General features: G+C 40.7%; 23 protein-coding genes and 3 tRNA genes. 11 read left to right on the forward strand and 15 right to left on the reverse strand.

The features are described 5' to 3' along the window. Positions 1-33 precede the first annotated feature (33 nt). From AM305_RS09375 to AM305_RS09385, 3 genes are all read right to left on the reverse strand, one after another. Positions 34-110, reverse strand: a tRNA-Pro gene (locus AM305_RS09375). Positions 111-137: 27 nt separating this feature from the next. Then, positions 138-213 (reverse strand) — tRNA-His (locus AM305_RS09380). A gap of 24 nt (positions 214-237) precedes the next feature. Then, positions 238-314: transfer RNA gene (locus AM305_RS09385), tRNA-Arg, on the reverse strand. Between the two features lie 320 nt (positions 315-634). Here AM305_RS09385 and glnA point away from each other — a divergent pair. The 4 genes from glnA (at position 635) to hcr (ending at position 5,788) form a co-directional block, all read left to right on the forward strand. Then, entirely contained in the window at positions 635-2,062 is a 1,428-nt protein-coding gene (gene glnA, locus AM305_RS09390; RefSeq protein ID WP_005825344.1) for a type I glutamate--ammonia ligase, read from the forward strand. A gap of 50 nt (positions 2,063-2,112) precedes the next feature. Then, positions 2,113-2,811 carry a VIT1/CCC1 transporter family protein gene (locus AM305_RS09395; protein ID WP_005825358.1) on the forward strand — a complete coding sequence of 233 codons (699 nt, stop codon included), beginning with the start codon at positions 2,113-2,115 and terminating at the stop codon, positions 2,809-2,811. Between the two features lie 233 nt (positions 2,812-3,044). Next, positions 3,045-4,700 (forward strand): hydroxylamine reductase, encoded by a 1,656-nt coding sequence (hcp, locus tag AM305_RS09400; RefSeq protein ID WP_005825362.1) that lies wholly within the window; start codon positions 3,045-3,047, stop codon positions 4,698-4,700. A 68-nt stretch (positions 4,701-4,768) separates the two neighbouring features. Next, positions 4,769-5,788, forward strand: coding sequence for an NADH oxidoreductase (hcr, locus tag AM305_RS09405; protein WP_005825364.1), 1,020 nt, complete (start codon positions 4,769-4,771; stop codon positions 5,786-5,788). Positions 5,789-5,863: 75 nt separating this feature from the next. On the opposite strand, the gene AM305_RS09410 is transcribed toward hcr, so the two are convergent. Then, positions 5,864-6,499: a YkgB family protein gene (locus tag AM305_RS09410; protein WP_005825366.1), complete on the reverse strand. Its 636-nt coding sequence runs from the start codon at positions 6,497-6,499 to the stop codon at positions 5,864-5,866. Positions 6,500-6,649: 150 nt separating this feature from the next. Here AM305_RS09410 and AM305_RS09415 point away from each other — a divergent pair, with 150 nt between their 5' ends. Beyond that, entirely contained in the window at positions 6,650-7,219 is a 570-nt protein-coding gene (locus AM305_RS09415; protein WP_005825367.1) for a sigma-70 family RNA polymerase sigma factor, read from the forward strand. Further along, entirely contained in the window at positions 7,220-7,396 is a 177-nt protein-coding gene (locus tag AM305_RS12275; protein WP_005825369.1) for a hypothetical protein, read from the forward strand. A 96-nt stretch (positions 7,397-7,492) separates the two neighbouring features. Here the strand turns inward: AM305_RS12275 and acnB are convergent, their stop codons facing one another. Then, complete coding sequence (acnB, locus tag AM305_RS09420; protein WP_005825376.1) at positions 7,493-10,099, reverse strand: bifunctional aconitate hydratase 2/2-methylisocitrate dehydratase; 2,607 nt, start codon at positions 10,097-10,099, stop codon at positions 7,493-7,495. Between the two features lie 133 nt (positions 10,100-10,232). On the opposite strand from acnB, the gene AM305_RS09425 reads away from it, so the two are divergent. Both AM305_RS09425 and AM305_RS09430 read left to right on the forward strand, forming a co-directional pair. Continuing rightward, positions 10,233-10,973 carry a GntR family transcriptional regulator gene (locus tag AM305_RS09425; RefSeq protein ID WP_005825378.1) on the forward strand — a complete coding sequence of 247 codons (741 nt, stop codon included), beginning with the start codon at positions 10,233-10,235 and terminating at the stop codon, positions 10,971-10,973. Positions 10,974-11,026: 53 nt separating this feature from the next. Further along, positions 11,027-12,091 carry a 4-oxalomesaconate tautomerase gene (locus AM305_RS09430; RefSeq protein WP_005825380.1) on the forward strand — a complete coding sequence of 355 codons (1,065 nt, stop codon included), beginning with the start codon at positions 11,027-11,029 and terminating at the stop codon, positions 12,089-12,091. An 80-nt stretch (positions 12,092-12,171) separates the two neighbouring features. Here the strand turns inward: AM305_RS09430 and AM305_RS09435 are convergent, their stop codons facing one another. Genes AM305_RS09435 through AM305_RS09450 form a run of 4 tightly spaced genes read right to left on the reverse strand, consistent with a single transcriptional unit; the run spans position 12,172 to position 15,941 of the window. Beyond that, on the reverse strand, positions 12,172-13,242 hold the full coding sequence (locus AM305_RS09435; protein WP_005825382.1) for a sulfate/molybdate ABC transporter ATP-binding protein: 1,071 nt from the start codon (positions 13,240-13,242) through the stop codon (positions 12,172-12,174). An 11-nt stretch (positions 13,243-13,253) separates the two neighbouring features. Next, the gene (gene cysW / locus AM305_RS09440) at positions 13,254-14,078 is read right to left on the reverse strand and encodes a sulfate ABC transporter permease subunit CysW (protein ID WP_005825384.1); all 825 of its coding nucleotides are present in this window, start codon (positions 14,076-14,078) and stop codon (positions 13,254-13,256) included. Positions 14,079-14,089: 11 nt separating this feature from the next. After that, positions 14,090-14,902, reverse strand: a complete 813-nt coding sequence (gene cysT / locus AM305_RS09445) for a sulfate ABC transporter permease subunit CysT (protein ID WP_005825386.1) — start codon at positions 14,900-14,902, stop codon at positions 14,090-14,092. 16 nt (positions 14,903-14,918) lie between these two features. Next, positions 14,919-15,941: a sulfate ABC transporter substrate-binding protein gene (locus AM305_RS09450; protein ID WP_005825388.1), complete on the reverse strand. Its 1,023-nt coding sequence runs from the start codon at positions 15,939-15,941 to the stop codon at positions 14,919-14,921. A gap of 258 nt (positions 15,942-16,199) precedes the next feature. Here AM305_RS09450 and cysG point away from each other — a divergent pair, with 258 nt between their 5' ends. Next, positions 16,200-17,624, forward strand: a complete 1,425-nt coding sequence (gene cysG / locus AM305_RS09455) for a siroheme synthase CysG (RefSeq protein WP_005825390.1) — start codon at positions 16,200-16,202, stop codon at positions 17,622-17,624. A 15-nt stretch (positions 17,625-17,639) separates the two neighbouring features. On the opposite strand, the gene waaF is transcribed toward cysG, so the two are convergent. From waaF to AM305_RS09470, 3 genes are read right to left on the reverse strand one after another with little or no spacing between them, the layout of a single operon-like run. Next, complete coding sequence (waaF, locus tag AM305_RS09460; protein WP_005825392.1) at positions 17,640-18,677, reverse strand: lipopolysaccharide heptosyltransferase II; 1,038 nt, start codon at positions 18,675-18,677, stop codon at positions 17,640-17,642. Between the two features lie 27 nt (positions 18,678-18,704). After that, positions 18,705-19,154, reverse strand: a complete 450-nt coding sequence (locus AM305_RS09465; protein WP_005825394.1) for an MliC family protein — start codon at positions 19,152-19,154, stop codon at positions 18,705-18,707. 51 nt (positions 19,155-19,205) lie between these two features. Beyond that, positions 19,206-20,609, reverse strand: a complete 1,404-nt coding sequence (locus tag AM305_RS09470; protein ID WP_005825396.1) for a LysM-like peptidoglycan-binding domain-containing protein — start codon at positions 20,607-20,609, stop codon at positions 19,206-19,208. Between the two features lie 287 nt (positions 20,610-20,896). Here AM305_RS09470 and AM305_RS09475 point away from each other — a divergent pair, with 287 nt between their 5' ends. Continuing rightward, the gene (locus AM305_RS09475; protein WP_005825398.1) at positions 20,897-21,295 is read left to right on the forward strand and encodes a helix-hairpin-helix domain-containing protein; all 399 of its coding nucleotides are present in this window, start codon (positions 20,897-20,899) and stop codon (positions 21,293-21,295) included. Positions 21,296-21,430: 135 nt separating this feature from the next. Then, a complete protein-coding gene (gene asd / locus AM305_RS09480; protein ID WP_005825400.1) occupies positions 21,431-22,321 on the forward strand; it encodes an archaetidylserine decarboxylase in 891 nt (296 codons plus the stop codon). An 81-nt stretch (positions 22,322-22,402) separates the two neighbouring features. Here asd and accC read toward each other — a convergent pair whose 3' ends face one another. The 3 genes from accC to AM305_RS12065 all read right to left on the reverse strand — a co-directional run. Continuing rightward, positions 22,403-23,746 (reverse strand): acetyl-CoA carboxylase biotin carboxylase subunit, encoded by a 1,344-nt coding sequence (gene accC / locus AM305_RS09485; protein WP_005825402.1) that lies wholly within the window; start codon positions 23,744-23,746, stop codon positions 22,403-22,405. A 57-nt stretch (positions 23,747-23,803) separates the two neighbouring features. After that, positions 23,804-24,268: an acetyl-CoA carboxylase biotin carboxyl carrier protein gene (accB, locus tag AM305_RS09490; protein ID WP_005825405.1), complete on the reverse strand. Its 465-nt coding sequence runs from the start codon at positions 24,266-24,268 to the stop codon at positions 23,804-23,806. Positions 24,269-24,509: 241 nt separating this feature from the next. Continuing rightward, positions 24,510-24,598, reverse strand: an 89-nt coding sequence (locus AM305_RS12065; protein ID WP_005822489.1) for an EF-Tu C-terminal domain-related protein, incomplete at its 5' end; no start/stop codon positions are given.

The following is a 24,598-nucleotide window of genomic DNA, read 5'->3' on the forward strand; positions in this document are numbered from 1 at the left end:
GTCTGATAAGTTGTTAAAGAACAAAAAATAAAGTGGTCGGCGAGATAGGATTTGAACCTACGACCCACTGGTCCCAAACCAGTTGCGCTACCAAGCTGCGCTACTCGCCGTCAGTTATGCTATTGCATATATTTAAATGGGGTGGCTAATGGGATTCGAACCCACGACAACTGGAATCACAATCCAGGGCTCTACCAACTGAGCTATAGCCACCATCTCGTTGATATTGCATTAACCTGGCGCGCTCGACAAGATTCGAACTTGCGACCTTTGGCTCCGGAGGCCAACGCTCTATCCAACTGAGCTACGAACGCGTTGTTTTCAGTACTGCGTCGCAACGGAGGCGTATATTATAGATTTCGCTTTTGTTTGTCTAGCACTTTTTGAAAAAAATCTCTTTTTTTTATTTAAAAGATTTAATTTTACTCAAAACGAAGATTTATTCGCTCTTTTTTGGTTAATTTTTCTTATTAATTATCTTTTATCAAAGCCTAAAAGTAATAAGCGGTCTTCTTTTACGTAAATTTTGCAAATTCATTAAAGAAAATCTCTCTTTTCTTATCTAAAAATGATATCATTCATAGGTTATTTATTCTATATATTCATTTATATATCCACCAAGAGGAAGTTCATAATGTCAAACGCAAATGCGATTGCAAATGTTGCGAAACTGATTCGTGATAACGACATCAAATTCGTGTTATTAAGATTTACAGATATTAAAGGTAAGGAACATGGCGTATCGCTTCCTGTAAGCCTTGTTGCAGACGACCTTGAAGATCTTTTCGAAGAAGGAAAAATGTTCGACGGTTCATCAGTCGAAGGTTGGCGAGCCATTAACAAAGCCGATATGCTTTTAATGCCAATCCCTGAAACCGCCGTTGTAGATCCTTTCGCTCAAATCCCTACCCTCTCTATCCGTTGTAGCATTTATGACCCTAACACAATGCAAAGTTATGATCGTGATCCACGTTCAATTGCAATTCGTGCAGAAAACTACCTAAAATCAACCGGGATTGCTGACAATGTGATGTTTGGTCCAGAACCAGAGTTCTTCCTATTTGATGATGTCCGTTTTAGCACAGAAATGAACAATGTTTCTTATCACATTGATGATATTGAAGCAGCGTGGAACACTAACCGTAAATATGAAAACGGCAATAATGCTTATCGCCCATTGAAAAAAGGTGGTTATTGTGCAGTAGCACCAATTGATACAGCTCACGATATTCGTTCTGAAATGTGCTTAATTTTAGAAGAAATGGGCTTAGTAATTGAAGCTCACCACCACGAAGTGGCAACAGCAGGTCAAAACGAAATTGCAACGAAATTTAACAGCCTAACATTAAAAGCTGACGAAACCCAAATCTATAAATATGTAGTACAAAACGTTGCACTTGAACACGGTAAAACGGCTTGCTTTATGCCAAAACCATTTGCAGGCGACAACGGTTCAGGTATGCACTGTAATATGTCACTAAGCAAAGATGGTAAGAATGTCTTTATGGGCGATAAATACGCTGGCTTATCTGAAACTGCTCTTTACTATATTGGCGGTATCATCAAGCACGCTAAAGCATTAAATGCGTTCACTAACCCAACAACAAACTCATACAAACGTTTAGTACCGGGTTTTGAAGCGCCTGTATTATTAGCTTACTCGGCAAGTAACCGTTCTGCGTCAATCCGTATTCCTGCGGTAACCAGCCCGAAAGCAACACGTGTTGAAGCACGTTTCCCAGATCCAATGGCGAACCCATACTTATGTTTCGCAGCATTATTGATGGCAGGTCTTGATGGTGTGATTAACAAAATCCATCCGGGCGATGCAATGGATAAAAATCTTTATGACTTACCGCCTGAAGAATTAAAAGATATTCCGGCAGTATCAAGTTCATTAAGTGAAGCGTTAGATAACCTTGAAAAAGATTACGAATTCTTAACTCAAGGTGGCGTATTCAGTAAAGAATTTATTGATGCATTCATTGCGATTAAGCGCAAAGAAGTAGAACGTTTAAATATGACACCACACCCAGTGGAATTTGAAATGTACTACGCATAAAAAATATATAGGCGGCTGATAAAGTCGCCTTTTTTATAGGTATCAAGCCAATGAAAAGAACGCAACATAACGAACATCATTTAAGCCACCGTAGTAACTGGCTAAGAGCTGGTGTATTGGGAGCAAATGATGGGCTTATATCAACGGCAAGTTTAATGACGGGAATGGTTGCCGCACAGCCAGAATTCCACACGCTATTACTGACAGGCGCATCCGCATTAGTCGGCGGAGCTATTTCAATGGCTGCAGGCGAATATGTTTCTGTTTATAGTCAAGCCGACACAGAAAAGGCCGATATGGAAATGGAAAAACGTGAACTTGAAATTCATCCTGAAGAAGAGTTAGACGAATTAACCACAATCTATGAAGAGCGAGGCTTAACCCCTGAATTAGCCCGAGAAGTTGCCATTCAACTTACCGCTCATAATGCGCTTGATGCTCACATGCGAGATGAAATCGGTATTTCCGAAGAGAGCTTCGCCAATCCTTTGCAAGCCGCTCTCTCATCTGCTGCCGCTTTTGCGATGGGTGCAGCCATTCCTCTTCTTGTTATCTTAATCACCCCAATCAATATTTTACTGGCAACAGTGATTTTCTCTACATTATTTGGCTTAGGCTTATTAGGCTATATTTCAGCCAAACTTGGGGGTGCCCCCGCTCGACCAGCAATTATTCGTATTGTGATTTGGGGCGCTATCGCAATGAGTATAACAGGGTTGATTGGGAAATTAGTTGGTGTTACTGTTTAACGCTTTTCTTTAAAAAATGATCGCATACAAGCGGTCATTTTTTCTTTCTATTTTACCAACCATTGCCCTACCCCATTCTAAGTAGCGAATACTAACTAGATCAAAAAAAGCAAAAGTTTATTTGAATATTCCTTTTTATTCCGACTATAACACCCTATTATTCCCGCCATTAAAACCAACTATTTTAGTAGGTTATTTTATATTTATTCTTATTTTCTTTTGGAGTGATTTCTATGTATTGCGTTCAATGTGAACAAACAATGGTAACCCCTGTGGGGAATGGTTGTAGTTTTGGTCAAGGTATGTGCGGTAAAACGGCTGAAACATCTGATTTACAAGATTTATTGATTGCAACTCTGCACAGTTTATCGGCTTGGGCATTAAAAGCTCGTGAACACGGTATTATCATTCACGAGGCCGATGCTTTTGCTCCTCGTGCATTCTTTGCTACCCTAACTAACGTAAACTTTGACTCCGCTCGTATCGTAGGCTATGCACAACAAGCCATTATTTACCGTAATGAATTGATTAAAGCTGTCAGCGAAGTAGAACCAAACCCAACACTCAACCATCCACTTGCTCATATTGAACTAAAAGGTATTTCGATTGATCAATTAGCAGAACAAGCGAAAGAATTTGCCTTAGATCTTGATCGTAAAGAAATCGGTGAAGAAGCTCACGGCGTACGTTTATTAGCACTATATGGCTTAAAAGGCGCAGCAGCTTATCTTGAGCACGCCTACGTATTGGATAAATTTGATAATGAAATCTACGCAGAATATCACGGATTTATGTCTTGGCTTGGTACACAACCAAGTGATTTGAACGAATTGCTTGAGAAATCGCTTGCGATTGGCTCAATGAACTTCAAAGTAATGGCAATGTTAGACGCCGGCGAAACGGAACATTTTGGTAACCCTGTGCCGGCGAGCGTGAATATCCGTCCGGTAAAAGGTAAATGTATCTTAATTTCTGGACACGATTTGAAAGATTTAAAAGAGCTGCTTGAGCAAACCGAGGGCAAAGGCATCAATGTTTACACTCACGGCGAAATGCTACCTGCACACGGTTATCCAGAATTAAAAAAATACAAACATCTTGTGGGTAATTATGGCTCTGGCTGGCAAAATCAACAAAAAGAATTTGCGCGCTTCCCAGGGGCAATCGTTATGACATCTAACTGCTTAATCGATCCGAATGTCGGCAATTACGCAGATCGTATTTTCACACGTAATATCGTTGGTTGGCCAGGCGTTACACATCTTGAAGATCACGATTTTAGCCCTGTGATTGATAAAGCTTTAGCGTGTGAAGGCTTCCCTTACACCGAATTAGAACACTATATTACCGTGGGTTTTGGTCGCAAAACACTGGTTGATGCCTCCGATGCTGTGATTGATTTAGTCAAAGCAGGAAAATTAAGCCACGTTTTCGTTATCGGTGGTTGTGATGGTGATAAAGAAGAGCGTCATTACTATACTGATCTTGCTTATGCGCTACCAAAAGACACCGCTGTATTAACATTAGGTTGCGGTAAATATCGCTTCAACAAATTAGATTTCGGTACCATTGATGGCGGATTACCACGTTTATTAGATGCGGGTCAATGTAACGATACCTACTCAGCCATTATGTTAGCTGTTACCCTTTCACAAAAATTAGGGATTGGCTTAAATGAATTGCCACTTTCTATCGTGCTTTCTTGGTTCGAACAAAAAGCAATTATTGTGTTATTAACGCTATTAGCGCTAGGCGTAAAAAATGTGTACTCAGGCCCAAGTAAACCGGCTTTCTTAAACGATAACGTAATGGCGTTATTACACGAGAAATTTGGCTTAAGCGGCTTAACCACTCCAGAACAAGATTTCGGACACATCATCAATAAATAATTGCGAATAAACGGTTGAATTTTGCAAAACATTCACAAAATTCAACCGCTTGAAAGAAGGAAAAAGAAATGGCAAATACTAATAAAAACCCATTATGTATCAATGAATTACAGGTTCATTCAATCGTTAAAGAAGCACCGAATGTAACAACGATTAACTTTATTGCTCAAGATTTCTACCCATACCAAGCAGGGCAATATGCCTTAGTGAGCATTAAAAACACGCCACATATTACTCGTGCTTATTCACTTTCATCAACACCGGGCGAGAGCCGTTTTGTCTCCATTACAGTGCGAGAAATTGAAGGCGGTGTTGGCTCAACGTGGTTAAATAACGATGTGAAAGTGGGCGACCAAGTATGGTTTTCTAACCCAATGGGCGAATTTTCGTGCCAGCAAGTGATTGCAGATAACTATCTATTAGTGGGGGCAGGGAGCGGTGTTACACCCATTATGTCAATGGCTCGCTGGTTACTCGCCAATCGCCCTGAAGTAAATGTCACAGTTATTCACTCAGTACATTCTCCTGAAGATGTTATCTTCAAACAAGAATGGGCTGAATTGAAGGCAAAATATCCAAAACTTCAACTTGTTATCAATGCTTCTGTAAACGCAACAGAAGGCTTTGCAAGCGGTCGAATTTCAGCAGAAATTATCAAAAATGCTGTGCCAAACCTTGCTAATTACACCGTAATGACCTGTGGCCCAGAGGCTTATATGAATGCCTTAAAAGAGATCGTATTATCACTTGGTGGTACTGAAGATCGTTTCTTTACTGAAGCATTCTTTAATACTGCATTAGCTGGTGAAATCAGTTCAGACAAGAAAACCAGTTTAACTATTAATGGCATATCACAAATTAAAGCTGAAGTACCGGTTGGAATGACATTACTTGCCGCACTAGAAGCACAAGAGCAACCTGTTGTTTCCGGCTGCCGTACAGGGTTATGCGGTTTATGTAAAACTAAAGTGACCAGTGGAGAATACGAAGTCGTTAATACCGGCGATTTAACCGATGAAGAAATTGCACAAGGCTATGTGTTGGCGTGTAGTTGTCGTGTGAAAGAGAACGTTTCTGTTACTTTATAGTGACCGATAAAAGCGGTTGTTTTTTCTAGAAAATTTGCAAATCTCAATGAAAAAACAACCGCTTAACTTTAGTTATTATGCTACTTTTTTACGAGCAAGAATACGGTTAGCACATTCTGCAGCAGCCGTTAAACCACCCGCCATCATAATCACATCTTTCACAACCAATCGACCTACCCCAGAAAGATATGGGAAACCATAAGCCGGTGTTGGGAGATCGCCCCCTAAATTCGGAACCCAAGCCTCTGGCGTTGTAATTAAGAATGACAGCGTAATAATCGACATACCAAATGTGAGTAAGCCTCCGGCTAAACCTGCTGTTGCATTCCAAATTCCCATTAGTGTTAAAATACCGACAGTAACAATAATGGCTCCAATGATATAAGACGCTGTGTAAGTACCATTTTCTTTATGCCACTCAATATTCTTCGCAACCATTTTACCTTCAGGATTTTTATGTAAGGTATATTCCATCACCATATCGCCCTTTTCATTAGGCACTAGGTTTGGACCTTTCTTATACATATAACTAAAGAATGGGCTATTTGAGACGAAATGTGCAATACCATCAGCTTCATACTGACAAACTTTTAAACCGCCAATCCAAACCATGACGATAAAAATTGCGACACGAATAAAATTGATAAATTGACGTTGCATAGGCGCAACGATGCGAGCAATAAACTCGACAAAAGCATTAAATGCGTTCATTTTTTACCTCACTAAACGAAAATGATGAAATTCATCATAAATTAGTCCCTACAATGAGGTATTTCTTACACTTTCTTTGACTATTCGCTTAATTTTCATTCTTTGCTTATAATGCAGCCTCTCATTTGTTAATGAAGCAACCAATTATTTATGGAAAAATTGACGTATATTACTGAAATGCAAATTGAAGAAATCCGCCAACAAATGCTGAAATTTGCAATATTGCAATTAAATGATCTCGATCTCGCAGAAGAAGTCGTACAGGAAGCCTTTGTTTCTGCTTACAAAAATGCCCAAAGCTTTAGAGGAAAAGCGGCATTAAAAACGTGGATCTTTGCGATATTAAAATACAAAATTATCGATGCCATTAATCAAAAGAAGCGCCTGATTTCTGTTTCAGAATTCGTTGAAAATAACGAACAAAGCATTTTTTTCGATCATACCGGTTACTGGATCTTAGACACTTACGATCCTAAAGAGTGGGAAGATGTCTCGCATTTAACCTATAAAGAAGAATTCTGGACAATCTTTGATCTTTGTTTAAATCACTTACCTGCACAACAAGCACGTATTTTTATGATGAGAGAACATCTTGAACTTTCAACCACGCAAATTTGTCAAGAGTGTGAAATTTCAATATCCAATTTACACGTTATTTTGCACCGAGCAAGATTACAGTTGCAATCTTGCCTTTCAAAACATTGGTTTGGAGAATATTAAATGAATTGTGAACACGCAACCCAGCTCATTTCACTTAGCTACGAGCAAAAACTCCGATTGAGTGAGCAATTACCCTTGCAGATCCATTTGTGGAAATGCCCAAGATGCCAATACTTCAAACAAAATACTGATAAATTAAAAGCATTAATGAAAGAATATGCCAAGAGAGAAATCTAGCGGTCATTTTTTCTAAACATTTTACCAATGATAAAAGCCCCTAAACTCACATTTAGGGGCTTTGTTCCTTGTTATCTTATCTTAATAAGATGAATGTTATGCTGCTGAGCGGAAAATCACTTTATCTGCTTGTGCAACATAACTTGGGATTTTATCGAAATTGAGATAACGATAAACGTCCGCTTGCTGTTCATCTAAATCAGCAACATAGCGTTGGTACTCTTCAGGGCTTGGTAAACGCCCTAGAATTGAAGCCACTGCCGCTAATTCTGCGGAAGCAAGATAAACTCTTGCCCCTTCGCCCAAACGGTTTGGGAAGTTGCGGGTAGAAGTTGAAACAACGGTCGAGCCTTTGGCGACACGGGCTTGGTTCCCCATACATAGTGAACAACCCGGCATTTCTGTTCTTGCACCTGTTCGCCCATAAATGTTGTAATACCCTTCTTCCGCTAATTGCGCCGCATCCATTTTTGTTGGTGGAGCAAGCCATAAACGGGTTGGTAATCCACCTTCAAAGTGGTTTAATAATTTCCCTGCCGCACGGAAATGCCCGATGTTGGTCATACAAGAACCGATAAAGACCTCATCGATCTTATCGCCTTGAACGTCCGATAATAAACGAGCATCATCAGGATCATTTGGAACACATAAGATTGGTTCTTTGATCTCATCTAAGTTAATTTCGATCACGGCAGCATATTCAGCATCGGCATCCGCTTCAAGCATTTCCGGATTTGCCAGCCACGCTTCCATCGCTTTTACTCGATTTTCTAAAGCCGTTGCATCTTGATAGCCTTCTGCAATCATCCATTTTAATAAAGTAATGTTTGAAGTGAGATATTCGGTTATTGAGCTTTGGTTAAGTTTTACCGAACAAGCCGCTGCTGAACGCTCTGCGGTTGCATCGGCAAGTTCAAACGCCTGCTCCGCTGTGAGGCTTTCTACCCCTTCAATTTCAATAATACGACCAGAGAACACATTCTTCTTGTTCGCTTTTTCAACGGTTAGTAGTCCTTGCTGAATGGCGTAATAAGGAATGGCGTGTACTAAATCACGTAAGGTAATGCCTTTTTGCATTTTGCCGGTAAAGCGAACCAAAACCGACTCCGGCATATCCAGCGGCATAATACCGGTTGCTGCAGCGAATGCCACCAGCCCTGAACCTGCAGGGAATGAAATACCAATCGGGAAGCGAGTATGTGAGTCGCCACCGGTTCCTACCGTAAATGGCAAGAGCATACGGTTTAGCCACGAGTGAATTACGCCATCACCCGGTTTTAAGGCAATACCGCCACGGCTTGTGAAGAAATCAGGCAATGTTTTGTGGGTAAGCACATCGCTTGGTTTTGGATAAGGTGCTGTATGGCAGAAAGATTGCATAACCAACGGTGCAGAGAATTTCAAGCACGCTAAATCTTTAAGTTCATCACGGGTCATCGTGCCTGTGGTATCTTGCGAACCAACCGAAGTCATCTGCGGTTCACAATATTGTCCAGGGCGTACGCCTTGCACACCACAAGCTTTCCCCACCATTTTTTGTGCTAGAGTGTAGCCTTTGCCGGTATCTGCCACCACATCAGGTTTAACAAACACATCGCTTTCGCCTAGCCCCAATTCGGCACGTGCTTTAGCCGTTAAACTACGACCGATAATCAGCGCAATACGCCCACCTGCACGCACCTCATCCAGTAAAGCGGTCGTTTTATATTGGAAGTTTGCAACCACCTCATCACTATCGTGTTTGCAGACTTTGCCGGCATAAGGATAGAGATCGATTACATCGCCCATTTGTAATTGGGTAACATCTAATTCAATCGGTAAAGCCCCTGAGTCCTCCGCTGTGTTAAAGAAAATCGGCGCAATTTTTCCGCCAAAAATAAAACCGCCCGTGCGTTTATTCGGGATATAAGGAATGTCCTCACCAATATGCCACAGCACCGAGTTAGCCGCAGATTTTCGAGATGAACCCGTGCCGACAACATCGCCCACATAAACCAACGGAAAGCCTTTTTCTTTCAACGATTGAATTTGTTTGAGAGGTCCTCTCACACCAGCTTCATCGGGCTCAATACCTTCACGGGGCATTTTTAACATTGCATTAGCGTGGAGTGGAATATCGGAACGGCACCAAGCATCTTGTGCCGGAGAAAGGTCATCAGTATTAGTTTCACCAGCAACTTTAAACACCGTAAGCGTCATTTTTTCAGCAAGTTGAGGGCGAGAAGTAAACCATTCGGCATTCGCCCAAGATTGAAGTACTTGTTTAGCAAATAGATTGCCTTGTTTAGCCTTTGCTGCAATTTCATTGAAATTATCAAAAATAAGCAGAGTATGAGAAAGGGCTTTGGCTGCAAGCGGTGCTAATTTGTCATTTTCTAGCAAATCAATCAGAGGTTGAACATTATAACCACCACTCATTGTACCGAGTAGTTGCGTAGCTTTTTCCTGCGAAATCAATGGGCTTGTTTCCTCTCCCTTCGCAATTTGTGCAAGAAATTCTGCCTTTACCTTTGCCGCATCATCAACACCTGCCGGCACTCTTGTTTCAAATAAGGCTAATAATTCAGCTTCTTTACCTTTAATCGGCTCTTTCAATAAAGCAATTAATTGCTCGGTTTGTGATAAATCTAATGTTTTTGGGACGATACCTAGTGCCGCACGTTCTGCAACCTGTGATTGATATTCAGCTAAGAAATTAGACATAATAGATACTCCGTTATAGAATAAACAACCTTTACTTTTATCTTTTCGTCATTAAAATAAAACATATATATGACTAAATGAATTCAACCTTATTCCCTTTATAAAAGGATGTCAATAATTTGAAGGATAGAAAATGTTGAACTACGATCACCAATATGCGGAATTAAATAAAGTCCCCCGCTATATGCAAATAAAATATGAACTACAACAATTTCTGGCAGAAAATAATTGGGAATTTAACAGTCCAATTCCAAGTGAACAAGAACTTGCAGCAACCTACGATGCTTCTATTGGCACTATTCGCAAAGCCGTAGAATGTCTCGTTGAAGAAGGCGTGCTCATTAAGCATCAAGGTAAAGGCACATTTCTCAAACACCCGGCGTTTATCCAATCTGCAATGACACGCTTTTATTTAAGCCAAGATAAATATGGTAAACCTCAAATTCCAACGAGTATTGTCAAAAAAATAGAAAAAGTCGATGCAGTACCGGTTATCAATCATTTGCTTGGTTTAACAGAAAATGAACCGCTTATTTATTTAGAGCGAGTGCGTTTAGCAGATAATGTCGTCATTATTAGTGATAAAATTTGGCTTTCTGCAGAAAAATTTGGGGATTTATTATCACTTCCGACAGAGCAAATTGAGAATTTACTCTACCCCTTATACTTTAAGCTATGTGGACAATTAGTTGTTTCTGCTAAAGAGAAAATGACGATTTTAACTCAACATAGCGATCCGTATCTTACGGATAACCAACCAGATTGTGTTGTAAAAGTCTGTCGTGAAGCAAAGGGATTAGATGGAAATATCATTGAATACCGTGAATCTTACGGGCTAGCTAAAGACTTTTACTACGAAACTATTATTACCTAATAAAAAGGCAACAGATAAACCTATTCTGTTGCCTTATTTTTTCTGAGGCAAATATGAAAAAAATTCCTTGTATGATCATTCGAGGCGGTACGTCAAAAGGCTTATATTTTCTAAAAGAAGATTTACCGACCGATATTGCAGAACGCGATAAATTCTTAATGACGGTAATGGGCTCGGGCGATCCGACACAAATCAACGGCTTAGGCGGTGCAACAAGTGTTACCAGCAAGGTCGCCATTGTGTCTAAATCCGAAAAAGAAGGGGTTGATTTAGATTATCTTTTTGCTCAGGTGGGGATTGATCAGAAAATTGTGGATACCGCCCCTTCGTGTGGAAACATTCTGTCAGGCATTATCTGCTTTGCGAGTGAAAAAGGCTTAATCGAGTTACAAGATGGCATTACTTCTGTGGTGGTAAATAACGTAAATACCAACAGCATTATTGAAGTTTCGGCAGAGAGCCCTAACAAGCAATTAAAATATGATGGCACAGCTGAGGTTTCCGGTGTTCCCGGCTCAGGCTCGCCGGTAAACCTCAACTTCAGCCAAATTGAAGGGGCAAAAACCGGTAAAGTATTCCCAACCGGCAACAAACAAGACCATATCAACGGCTATAACGTAACCTGTATTGATGTTGCAATGCCGATGGTGCTTTTCTCCGCCACAGATTTAGGTTTAACCGGCAAAGAAACCAAAGCAGAATTAGACCAAAATACCGCCTTATTTGAGATTATTGAACCAATCCGCCGCAAAGCGGGCGAAATGATGGGCTTAGGCGATGTTTCTCAAAAAGTTATTCCGAAAATTGGTGTGCTTTCAACCCCAGCCGGCAAAGGCAACATTACTTCACGCTATTTTGTGCCGGATAAATGCCACGCCAGCCACGCCGTAACAGGCTCGATTTGTGTTGCCGCAGCGTGCAATATTGAAGGAACCGTTGCTCACGCACTTTATAAAGATACGGGTTCGGTTGTTACCATTGAACACCCATCCGGTTTTATTAGTGTCGATATGGTTTGTGAAAAAACCACAGACAGCTACAAATTCAGCCGAGCCGCATTGGTTAGAACCGCACGTCCATTAATGATGGGCGAAGTGTATTATGATGAAACATTATAATTCCCCATAAAATACAAGCGGTCTTTTTGCATAGATTTTTTGTAAAAAGACCGTTTTGTCATCTAAATACAATAATTAGATTAAATCATATATTCAATCAACTCATCTTGCACAAAGAAATTAAGCAGTTGAGGTTGAAGATAAACGGTATCGCCAAGTTGGAAAGCTTCTTGCTCAAATTGACTATAACTCATTGAAACTTCAATTGTGCCTTCCCTTTGATTAAGCACTTCTAAAAATACGGTGGGTCCTGCAGTGTGTACTCGAGAAATCGTGCCTCGAAGGCTATTTTCAACCACACGTTTTGTTACAAAAATTTCGTGAGGGCGAACATAAACCACCACATCATTTGCTTGTCGGCAGTTTTCTACCACTTTTTTGAAGCGATCAATATGCAATATGCCGCCTAAAATGTAGCCGTGCAATAAATTTACATCGCCGAGAAAATCCGCCACGAATGCGGTTTGCGGTTGTTTGTAAACTTGCTCCGGTGTGCCAATTTGCTCGATTTTTCCTTTATTCATCAGAATGATTTTATCGGCAACTTCAAGGGCTTCATCTTGATCGTGTGTCACAAAAATACTGGTAACATTGATTTCGTGATGAAAATCACGCAACCAACGGCGTAAATCTTTTCTCACTTTAGCGTCCAATGCCCCAAAAGGCTCATCAAGCAGTAAAACTTTAGGCTCTGTTGCAATGGCTCGGGCAAGGGCAACTCGTTGGCGTTGTCCGCCGGAAAGTTGGTCAGGATAGCGGTTGCCAATATGCTCCAACTGAATAAGCGTTAAAAGATTTTTCACTTTCGCTTGAATTTCCGCATCAGATAATCGCTCTCTTTTCGGCTTCATTCTCAAACCAAAAGCAATGTTATCGGCAATCGTCATATGACGAAACAACGCATAATGTTGGAAAACAAAGCCAATATCACGCTCTTTTGCCGAAAGTTGCGTAACATTGTTATCGTCAAACAAAATTTGACCGCTTGTTGCCTGTTCCAGCCCGGCAATAATGCGCAGTAAGGTTGTCTTACCACAACCGGAAGGCCCTAGCAGAGCGGTAAGCTCGCCATTGGGTATGGTTAGATTAATGTCGTGAAGTGCTTGAAATTGCTCAAACGTTTTATTGATATTTTTTACGGTAATCGCCATTTTTTCCTCACTTAAACGGATTGTCTGGCTAATTTGCTTTCCGTCCACTGTCTTATCAACAGTAAAATCAGCGATAGCCCTAATAATAAAATTGCCACCGAAAAGGCTGCAACGATATTGTATTCGTTATATAAAATCTCAATTTGAAGCGGTAGTGTGTTGGTGTAGCCTCGAATATGACCGGAAACCACCGAAACCGCACCAAATTCCCCTAATGCTCGCGCGGTACACAACACAACGCCGTGCAATAATGCCCATTTTATGTTCGGTAAAGTAACATAATAAAAAATCTGCCAGCCATTTGCGCCCAACACCGCAGCGGCTTCTTCCTCAACAATCCCCTGACTTTCCATAATCGGGATCAGCTCTCTGGCGACAAAAGGTACAGAAACAAATAATGTCGCTAAAATAATGCCGGGAATGGCATAAATAATTTGAAAATCGACCGCTTGTAAATGCGGATAAAGCCAACTTTGCGCCCCAAATAACAGTACGTAAATCAAGCCAGCAACCACAGGCGAAATAGAAAACGGCAAATCAATGAGCGTTAATAGTAGCTGTCTGCCCCTAAATTGATATTTCGTTACCGCCCACGCTGCCGCAATACCGAAAATGACATTTAGCGGCACCGCAATAGCTGCGGCGAGCAATGTAAGTTTCAATGCTGAAATCGTGTCTTCTTCGCTAATCGCTTGCCAAAAAAAGCTCACCCCCTTCGCTAAACCTTGGGAGAGCACCACAAGTAGTGGCAACACCAAGAAGACAAAGAATAGAATTACCGCCAAACTGATTAACCCTTTTTCGGCAAGCGGTCGTTTTTGAGATTGAATTTGCATATTTCCTCCGCTTATTTTGTTGTTCGTTTGGCAAAATAACGCTGAATTTGGTTAATCGCAAAAATGAGCAAAAAGGAGATAATTAGCATCAATGCGCCAATGGTTGCTGCGCCGATATAATCGTACTGGTCGAGTTTGGACATAATAACCAAAGGTAAAATCTCCGTCCGAAATGGCAAATTGCCCGAAATAAACACTACCGAACCGTATTCACCAATCCCTCGGGCAAAAGCTAAAGTAAAACCGGTAATCCAAGCGGGTAAAATAGCTGGGAAAATTACATAACGGAAGGTTTGAAATGGCGAAGCACCGAGCATCTCTGCCGCTTCTTCAACATCTTTGGGTAAATCTTCTAGCACGGGTTGTAAAGTCCGCACCACAAAAGGCAAAGTAACAAACAACAATGCCAAAGTAATACCGAGAGAACTGTAGGCAATTTTAGTGCCAAAAAATTGCCCGATGATACCGTTACGAGAGTAGATTGCTGTTAGCGCAATACCAGCAACTGCTGTTGGCAATGCAAATGGCATATCAATAAAGGTATCCATTAAACGCTTGCCCCAAAATTGGTAGCGAACCAATACCCAAGCCAATAATAAGCCGATAAAACTATTCAGTATGGCAGCACCCAATGCGGTTTTTAGCGATAAAGTAAGCGCTAATAAAAGCTGCCGGCTAGTAATCAATTTCACAAATTGCTCTGCCGAGATCTGTGCCGAAAAGAGGAAAAGGCCTGCAAGAGGAATTAACACAACAAGGCTTAAAAAAGTGATCGTATAACCTAACGAAAGGTTAAATCCGGGGATAATTCGGGACTGTTGCATAACGTTTCCTCCTGCCTTATTCATAAATTTTGGCAAGGATTTGATCAAAAATACCACCATCGTCAAAAAAACGAGGCTGTACGATGTGCCAACCACCGCCAAAAACCTGATCCAATTTCAGTAATTTCAATTCAGGAAATTGCGTGCGAAATTCTGCCAAAATATGATCGCTTGTCGGGCGATAATAATTTTTCGCCACGATACGTTGGGCTTCATCACTATAAAGATAGCGTAAATAGGCTTCAGCTTCTTGACGTGTTCCTTTTTTATCTACCACCTGATCGACTACCGCCACGGGTGGTTCTGCCAAAATGGAAGCCGTAGGCGTAACAATCTCAAACTCGCTGCCCCCCTCTTCCTGTAAGGCTAAATGCGCTTCATTTTCCCACGTCAGTAAGACATCGCCCAAGCCTCGCTGAATAAAGCTCATTGTAGAACCTCTCGCCCCCGTATCGAGTACCGGTGCTTGTCGATACACTTGGGTTACAAAATCCAGCGCTTTTTCATCACTGCCCCAACGATCTTTCGCATAAGCCCAAGCCGCTAAAAAATTCCAACGTGCGCCGCCCGATGTTTTCGGATTAGGCGTAATAATTTCAATCTGATCATCACGTACCAAATCCGCCCAATCGAAGATCTTTTTCGGGTTGCCTTTACGTACCAAAAAGACAATCGTTGAAACATAAGGTGTGCTGTGATTAGCCAAGCGTTGTTGCCATTTAGGGTCAATCAGCTGCTGATGTTTATTTAAAGCATCAATATCGCCGCCTAATGCGAGCGTAACCACATCAGCCTGCAAGCCATCAATGACCGCACGGGCTTGCTTGCCTGAACCACCGTGTGATGTCTTCACATTGATTTTTTCGCCCGTTTGTTGAGCCCAGTACTGCGTAAATAGTTGGTTATATTCTTTATAAAGCTCACGAGTAGGATCGTAAGAAACATTCAATAAATCCTTTGCCTGAATATGACCGGCAAATAAGCCAAGACCTAGCAAATAAGCGGTCATTTTTTGCCATTTTTTTACTTGTCGTTTCATTTTCTTCTGATGAGGTTTGCAAATTTATATCAAAATCTAACCGCTTAACGACAAATCAAAAAGACCAGAAACTTTCTTTATATGCTTTTTTAGAATAAGAAACCGAAAAATAGGAAGAAACGGCTATGTATCACTTGAATTCTCGTTCCTCGCCATTCTTATTCCAAAAAAGAATATGCTATGTAGTGTTATTATTTTTAAGAATAACAAAATTCGCTTATAACTAACGGGCGTTTTAGTTTTCAAGCGGTGGAAAAAATGAACTACTTACCAATTTTTGTGGATTTAAAAAATCGTCCGGTTCTTGTTGTCGGTGGCGGACACGTTGCATTACGAAAAATTGAAGCTTTGCTAAAAGCGAAAGCTAAAATCAAAGTGGTGGCAGAAAAATTACATAGCTCGGTACAAACTTTAGTTGATGAGCAGAAAATTGAATGGCTGGCAACATATTTCAAAGATGAGCAGGTTAGTCAGGCTTATCTTGTCATTGCAGCAACTGATGACAATACGCTCAACCAACAAGTATTTAACGCGGCGGAAGCTCAACAGCGTTTAGTGAATGTGGTGGACGATCAACCTCGTTGTAGTTATATTTTCCCTTCTATTATCGACCGCTCTCCCGTGCAAATTGCGATATCAAGTGGTGGCGCTGCCCCTGTGCTTATTCGCTTACTTCGAGAGAAACTTGAAGCACTAATTCCACAAAATATTGGTTTGATGGCAACCCTTGCAACCCAATGGCGTAATGCTGTGAAAGCCAAATTCCCTCAATTGACGCAACGCCGCCGCTTTTGGGAGAAACTCTTTACACATCAAGGTTTCCAACGCTTAACCGAAACACATCAAATTGAACAGGCTAAGGCACTCTTTCAGCAAGAATTAAAAGCAGATAATCCGATTATCGGCGAGGTGTCATTAGTGGGCGCGGGGCCGGGCGATGCAGGGCTATTAACATTGAAGGGATTACAAACTATTCAACAAGCAGATGTTGTGCTTTACGATGCGTTGGTGTCTGAACCTATTTTAGAATTAGTTCGCCGTGATGCCGATAAAATCTTTGTCGGCAAACGAGCCGGTAAACATAGTGTGAAACAAGAGGAAACAAACCAGCTGTTAGTGAAATATGCGAAACAAGGTAAGCGTGTTGTGCGTTTGAAAGGTGGCGATCCTTTTGTCTTTGGGCGTGGTGGCGAAGAGCTGGAAGTCTTAAAAAGTGAGCATATTCCTTTCACGGTTGTACCTGGAATTACCGCTGCATTAGGCGCAACCGCTTATGCCGGTATTCCACTTACGCATCGAGATTATGCTCAAACAGCAATGTTTATTACAGGTCACTTAAAACCGGATGGCAACAAATTAAAATGGGAAACGCTCGCACAAGGCAATCAAACACTGGTCGTTTATATGGGTACAATTAAAGCGCACGAATTGGCGAGCGAGTTACAAAAACACGGTAAACCGAGCGATACTCCTGTGGCAATTATTAGTCATGGCACATTGCCAAATCAAAAAGTACAAACCGGCGTGTTAAGTGAATTAGCCACGCTTGCCGAAAATGCTGAAACGCCGGCATTAATTGTGATCGGTGAGGTCGTAAAACTCCAAAGTGAATTAGCATGGTTTGGCACACAAGCACAGCAATTTATTTCAACCCAAGAAACTCTTTGGAAACAAGCTGCCTAAACAGGCAGCCTATCATTATGCTAACAAGCCCTCTAGTTTTTCTAATACCATTTCAGGCTGAATATCAATCAGACTTTGATGGTAACCATCTTGGCCTTCGCCTTTACGAATTTTGATTAAACCACCTTCAATCAGGCGGATAATTACCGCAGATTTCGACAACGGTGGCGTATATTGTGGGCTTGTTGGGCCATAAAGCGCAACAAGTGGTCGGTTTAACGCCGCCGCAATATGCATTAAACCGGAATCATTGCTCACAATCGCTTTACAATCTGCAATGAGATCGACCGCCTGATTAAGATCTGTTTGCCCTGCCAAATTGATACAATAACGTTGTAAATGTTCAGGTAGGCTATTGCGGATTTGCTCTCCCACTTCTTCATCTTTTTTCGAGCCAAATAAACGAACGGAATAACCTTTCTCAATCAGTTTTTGAGCGAGTGTCGCATAATGATAATGTGGATAACGCTTCGCTGGTCCAAACTCTGCACCAGGACAAAAACCGATAGCCTCACGATTTTCCGCATATTCAAATTGTTTCACAAAATGCTGTTTCGTTTCTGCAATCTGTTCGCTATCGACTTGCAAATAAGGATAAGCAATCGGTAGTTGCTCTGCTGCTGGAATTTGACCTTGTTCAAAAGCAAGCGCCACATAACGTTGAACCATCATAGGATAGTCATTTTTATTATTGCGTAGGTCATTAAGCAACCCATAGCGCATTTCGCCTTTCCAACCTCGGCGTTGTGGAATTTTTGCAAAAAATGGAATAAACGCTGACTTTAGCGAATTTGGCAACACAATCGCTATATCATACTGATTTCGCAAATTCTTCCCTAAATCATACCGCTTACATAAAGCAAACGAGCCATGTCCGATTGGCATAGAAATCGCTTTACTAACCTCAGGCATTCGAGAAAGCAATGGGCGACACCAATCTGGCGCCATGACATCAATTTGACAATCTGGATAATTCGCCTTGAGTTGTTGGTAAAGGGCGTGAGACATCATCATATCGCCAACCCAAGAAGGTGCAATCACTAAAATATTCATGCGTAAAAAATCCTTAAATTTAACCGCTTATTCCGGTTGTTTTACACAACCTTCTGCTAACACATTCTTTTTATTATCATAAAGCTCAGCTTTACCATTGAGTGGCTCCCGCCAAACCCAACGAATATTACTATATTTTTTCCCGTTTCTAGTCACTGTCGGGGAAAGTCTATGGGTAGTACCGGCAAAACTCACGCTAATCGCATTGAGTTTTGAATTTTTAGCATTTTTTGTTTGCGAAAATCTTACCTGTACTTCTTTGTCCTTTTTACAGATGAAACGTGTTACCGATTGTTTTTTTACTACGCTCACTTTTGCTTGTTTCGGTAATGACTTCACTTCCTCTGTTTGCTTCATCGCATTTTGCTGTATTTGTTGCATTTGCTCCACTGGAGAAGGAGTAAGTTCAGAGCAAGCACTTAGCGTAAATAACGAGCCAAGTACAACGGGATATATTTTCTTTTTTAGGAAAAACATAACAACCTCTCTATAAAAAAAGCAACGTTTACGGCGTTGCTTTTTACATGATTATTTAAAGCGATAACTACCGTCTGCTTGACGAGTGAATTTACCACCTGAGCCGATGCTCATTTCTACAACTCGGTTATTTTTATCTAAGCGTACAGTTACTTTCTCATTAACCTTTAAGTTGCTAACCACACTGTTTACTTTACTCATCGCATTCACATCTGAGATATTCAGATTATTATCACGGAATACTTGCATTAAAGAAATACCCTTAGACACGGTCATTGTTTTGCTTGAAACAACCACTGACGTTGTTTGTGTAGCAGCTGGAGCTACTTTTGCTGTTGGCTTCGCAGTTTGAGCAACTTTTCCTTCTTCAACACTTTTCACAAATTGATCCATTTGTGCATTTTGTGCTTTTTTCGCGTTATATTCTGCCGCAGTGATTGCTTTTACTTTAGGCTGAGTTTCTGTTTTTTGTGCTTTTTGCTGAGTTTGTTGTTGAGGACGAACTTTCTCTACCTTACGAACCTCTTGTTTACGTACTTCTTGGAGAGCTTTCTCCGGTTGATATACAACACTTGAACCTGTTTGAGGTTTTACCGTATTAACTACTGGTGTTGATGCTTGAGATTCAGTTACATTTGTTATTGTAGCTTGTGCCCCCTCTTGAACTGTTGTAACCGAACCATTTTCAACAGGTTGTATTGATACATTCTGTTCTACCGGTTGTGCAGATTGAGTTGTATTTGTTTCAACAGAAGGTTGAGCCATTTGAGTTGGCTCTGTCGATGTTACACCTTGCACTGTTTGAGTTGAGGCTTGAAGTTGCGCTTGTACTTTTGCTTGCGCTTCTGCCTCAGCGCGCTGAGCTTCTGCTTCATCTACCGGACGGAATTCAATCGGTAAACTACCGCCTTGTTGAGATTGTAATTCTTCTACTGGTTCCGGCGTACTTGGTTTTAACCAGAAGAAAATTCCACCTAAAATTGCAGCTAATAATGCAACTAAACCTAAACGACGGTTCTTCGTAGATTTTTCTTTAGATGACGCAGGTGCTACCTTCTCCGTTGATGATGTTGCGGCTGCCGATGCTGCTGGAATCACTCGCTCTGCTGCATTTAACGCGACTCTTACAGTCTCTTGAGCAACTGATTTTGCCTCCTCTGCTGTATTTTTTACATTCGATTCGACTTTTGTTGTTTCTTCTATTACAGGCGAAAATGCAAAGCTTGAAGGTTGTTCCTTTGTTGCTTCTATTTTAGATGTTTCAGCCTTAACAACCTCAGGTGCTATATCCAATGAAACTGTTGGTTTAATTACAGGAGTAAATGTGTGCCCAGGTGTATGATTCATTCGTAGTGAAGGCGCGACTATCTTTTTTTCAAGTTCTGTATTTTGTTCAGAGTTTGCCACGCTTTTTTCACCAAATGTAGGTTCTTGGCGAGAATTATTTTGAGTCATATTCAATTCCATTAAGTTAATTCAAAAAATTATTTCTATTTTAAAGTATTTCTCTCTTATCAGCACGAATTTTACGAAAATTTATATTTTTATCTCTATTCAATAGATTTTTGCTTAATTTTTCCAATAGCTAGTTGAACTATACTTAGAAACGTATCTGTTATCTTTTTTTGCGATCTCTTTCGAAAATTTCATTTTTGCTCGTTGCCGAAAAATTTATCACCCATTATTTTGTTCTAGAAATTTATATTTCACTCATTCTTTTACAATTCTTTAAGAGGTATTTTATGAAAAAAATGAATGTACTCGCTGTCACTTTGGGACTTCTTAGTGGTACCGCTTTTGCACAACAGCCGCAACCTGTTGAGCAACCTTCACAAACTCAAAATCCGGCAGTCATGCAACAATCTACCATTCAGCAAGCTACAAATACTATAGCTTCTGTACCAGCTAACACTACTCAGCAAATTCAACAAGTCGCTAATCCAAATCTTGTAAATATCAATGTTGCATCAGCAGCAGAAATTCAGGATAAATTAGTTGGAATTGGAGCGAAAAAGGCACAAGCCATTGTCGATTATCGCACTAAAAATGGTGCATTCTCTAGTATTGAACAATTAAAAGAAGTTTCTGGTATTGGTAGTGCAACACTAGATAAAAACCGTGAACGTATTATTTTACAATAATTGACACGATTTGCTGAGCTGGCACATTCCTCTATATTTATCCTCTATCAAAATATAGAGCGCCAGCTCAGCCTCTTTTCCCTGAATTTGCTTTTCTGTTATACTTCAATAAATTTATTTCTAAAAGGATAAACAATGACACTAAAAGCTTATTCAGTTCCGACTTATGGACAACGAGTAAAAATTGCACTTCACTACCTCTTGCCTCAGCTTACCATTACCCGAGTAGCTGGTTGGTTGGCAGAACAAAAATGGGGGGCTGTTACCCATTTTATTATTAAACTTTTTGCTAAACAGTATAAAGTAAACCTTGCTGAAGCAGAAAAAAGTCAGGCATCTGATTATGCAACGTTCAATGAGTTCTTTATCCGCCCATTAAAAGCAGACGCAAGACCGATTGTTGAAGATGAAAAAGCACTTGCATTACCTGCTGATGGCCGTGTAAGTGAATTTGGCCATATTAGCGATGACCGTTTAATTCAAGCAAAAGGACACTATTTCAACCTAGATACGCTACTTGCTAATGATACGGAAATGGCCGCAAAATTTAAAAATGGTGATTTTATTACAACTTATTTATCGCCAAGTGACTACCACCGTGTCCACATGCCATGTGATGCCACTTTACGTAAAATGATCTATGTTCCAGGTGAACTATTTTCTGTGAACCCTTTTTTAGCTGAACATATCCCTTATTTATTTGCACGTAATGAGCGTGTCATTTGTGAGTTTGATACTGCTTTTGGTCCAATGGTTCAAATCCTTGTAGGAGCAACAGTAACAGCAAGCATGAGTACTGTATGGGCAGGCGTAATCAATCCACCTCGTCCAAATGAAGTGGTAGAATACTATTATGAAACTGAGGGTGAAAAAGCGATTCATCTGAAAAAAGGGCAAGAAATGGGGGCGTTTCGTCTAGGTTCAACAGTAATTAACTTATTTCCTCAAAAGACAATTACGTTTGCTGATAATCTTCACACAGGCGCAGTAACCCGAATGGGCGAAATACTTGGTACATTAAAATAAATAGTTCATTCGCACCAAATCACTCGATAAACAAAAGCCACTTGTCATATAACAAGTGGCTTTTTATCAAATCATTAGAAATTATTTCAATCCTAATTTTTTCTCAAGATAGTGAATGTTTGTTCCACCCTTACGGAAATTCTCATCTGCCATAATTTGATGATGGAGTGGAATATTTGTTTTAATACCATCCACAATCGTTTCTGATAGAGCATTTTCCATACGGCGAATAGCAATATCACGATTCTCAGCAAAGGTAATTAATTTACCAATCATTGAATCATAATGTGGTGGTACTGAATAACCTGCATAAATGTGAGAATCCCAACGAACACCTAAACCGCCCGGCACGTGTAAGCGGTTAATTTTACCCGGAGAAGGGAGGAACGTATTTGGATCTTCTGCATTGATACGACATTCCATTGCATGACCTTTCACTTTAATATCATCTTGTGTGATAGAAAGCGGTAGGCCGGCTGCAACACGGAGCTGCTCTTTTACTAAATCAACGCCGGTGATCATCTCTGTAACAGGGTGTTCAACTTGCAAACGGGTATTCATTTCAATGAAATAGAATTCACCATTTTCAAATAAGAATTCAAAAGTACCTGCACCACGATAACCAATCTCACGACACGCATTCGCACAACGTTCACCGATAAATTTACGTAACTCAGGTGTAATTCCCGGCGCTGGAGCTTCTTCAACCACTTTTTGGTGGCGGCGTTGCATTGAGCAATCACGCTCTGCTAAATAAACGGCATTACCGTGTGTATCGGCTAACACTTGGATTTCGATATGGCGTGGATTTTCAAGGTATTTTTCCATATACACCATATCATTATTAAATGCTGCTTTCGCTTCAGCTTTCGTCATTGCGATAGATTCTTCAAGATCTTTCTCGTTATAAACCACACGCATACCACGACCGCCGCCGCCGCCCGATGCTTTAATAATCACTGGATAGCCAATGCGTTTTGCAATTTCTTTATTTTTTCTTGCATCGTTACCCACCGGACCATCAGAACCCGGCACACAAGGTACGCCTGCTTTTTTCATTGCATTGATGGCTGAAACTTTATCCCCCATTAAACGGATAACATCTGCAGTCGGACCAATAAAAATAAAGCCTGATTTTTCTACCTGCTCGGCAAAATCTGCATTTTCAGATAAGAAACCGTATCCAGGGTGGATAGCATCTGCACCTGTTACTTCCGCTGCCGCAATGATAGCCGGAATATTTAAATAACTTTTTACTGATGGTGCAGGACCAATACAAACCGTTTCATCAGCTAATAGTACGTGTTTTAACTCACGGTCTGCCGTAGAATGAACCGCAACCGTTTTAATACCTAACTCTTTACACGCACGTAAAACTCGCAACGCAATTTCGCCACGATTGGCAATGACCACTTTTTCTAACATTGCTTGTTCCTTTTGGAAATGAATTTATTTTCCTACGATAAAACTAGGAAACTTAAATTATTCAATAATTACTAATTTTTGATCAAATTCAACCGCTTGTCCGTCATTCACAAGAATTGCTTTAACAACACCGGCTTTATCTGATTCAATTCGGTTCATCATTTTCATTGCTTCAACAATACAAAGCGCATCGCCCACTTTTACTTGCTGACCAACTTCAATAAACGGCTTCGCATCCGGGCTAGGACTACGATAGAAAGTTCCCACCATTGGAGAAAGTACAGCGTGTCCGGACACTTCTGATGATGAAGCTGTCGTTTCAACTGCCGGTGCAGCTTGTGGTGCAGGAGCTGCTGGTGCTAAAGCCTGTTGTGGAGCCGCAACATATTGTACCGCAGCCGAAGAAGCAACCGGTGCAGCACGACTAATACGTACTGTACCTTCTTCTTCAGAAACTTCTAATTCTGTGATACCTGATTCTTCAACTAATTCGATTAATTTTTTAATTTTGCGAATATCCATAGTGAAATTCCGTTATGTGAGACAAAAATAGACCGCCAGCTTATCAAGATAAGCAGACGGATAATCAAGATGTGCGTAGATTACCCGATTTTCGCTAATTTTGCGAATAAAATCTTACAAATTTAACGATTTTGTAAGAACTTAGACCACTTAAAAATAGATTGATTCCAACGAATAAACAAAAAGGCTCATCTTTCGATGAGCCTTCTTTCGCTTTTATTGCGTCAAATAATCAATTCAATTATTTGATGATTTTCGCAACAACACCCGCACCTACTGTACGGCCACCTTCACGGATAGCGAAACGTAAACCTTCGTCCATTGCGATTG

It is taken from the genome of Actinobacillus minor NM305 (assembly GCF_000175195.1).
GTDB classification, from domain to species: Bacteria; Pseudomonadota; Gammaproteobacteria; order Enterobacterales; family Pasteurellaceae; genus Haemophilus_A; species Haemophilus_A minor.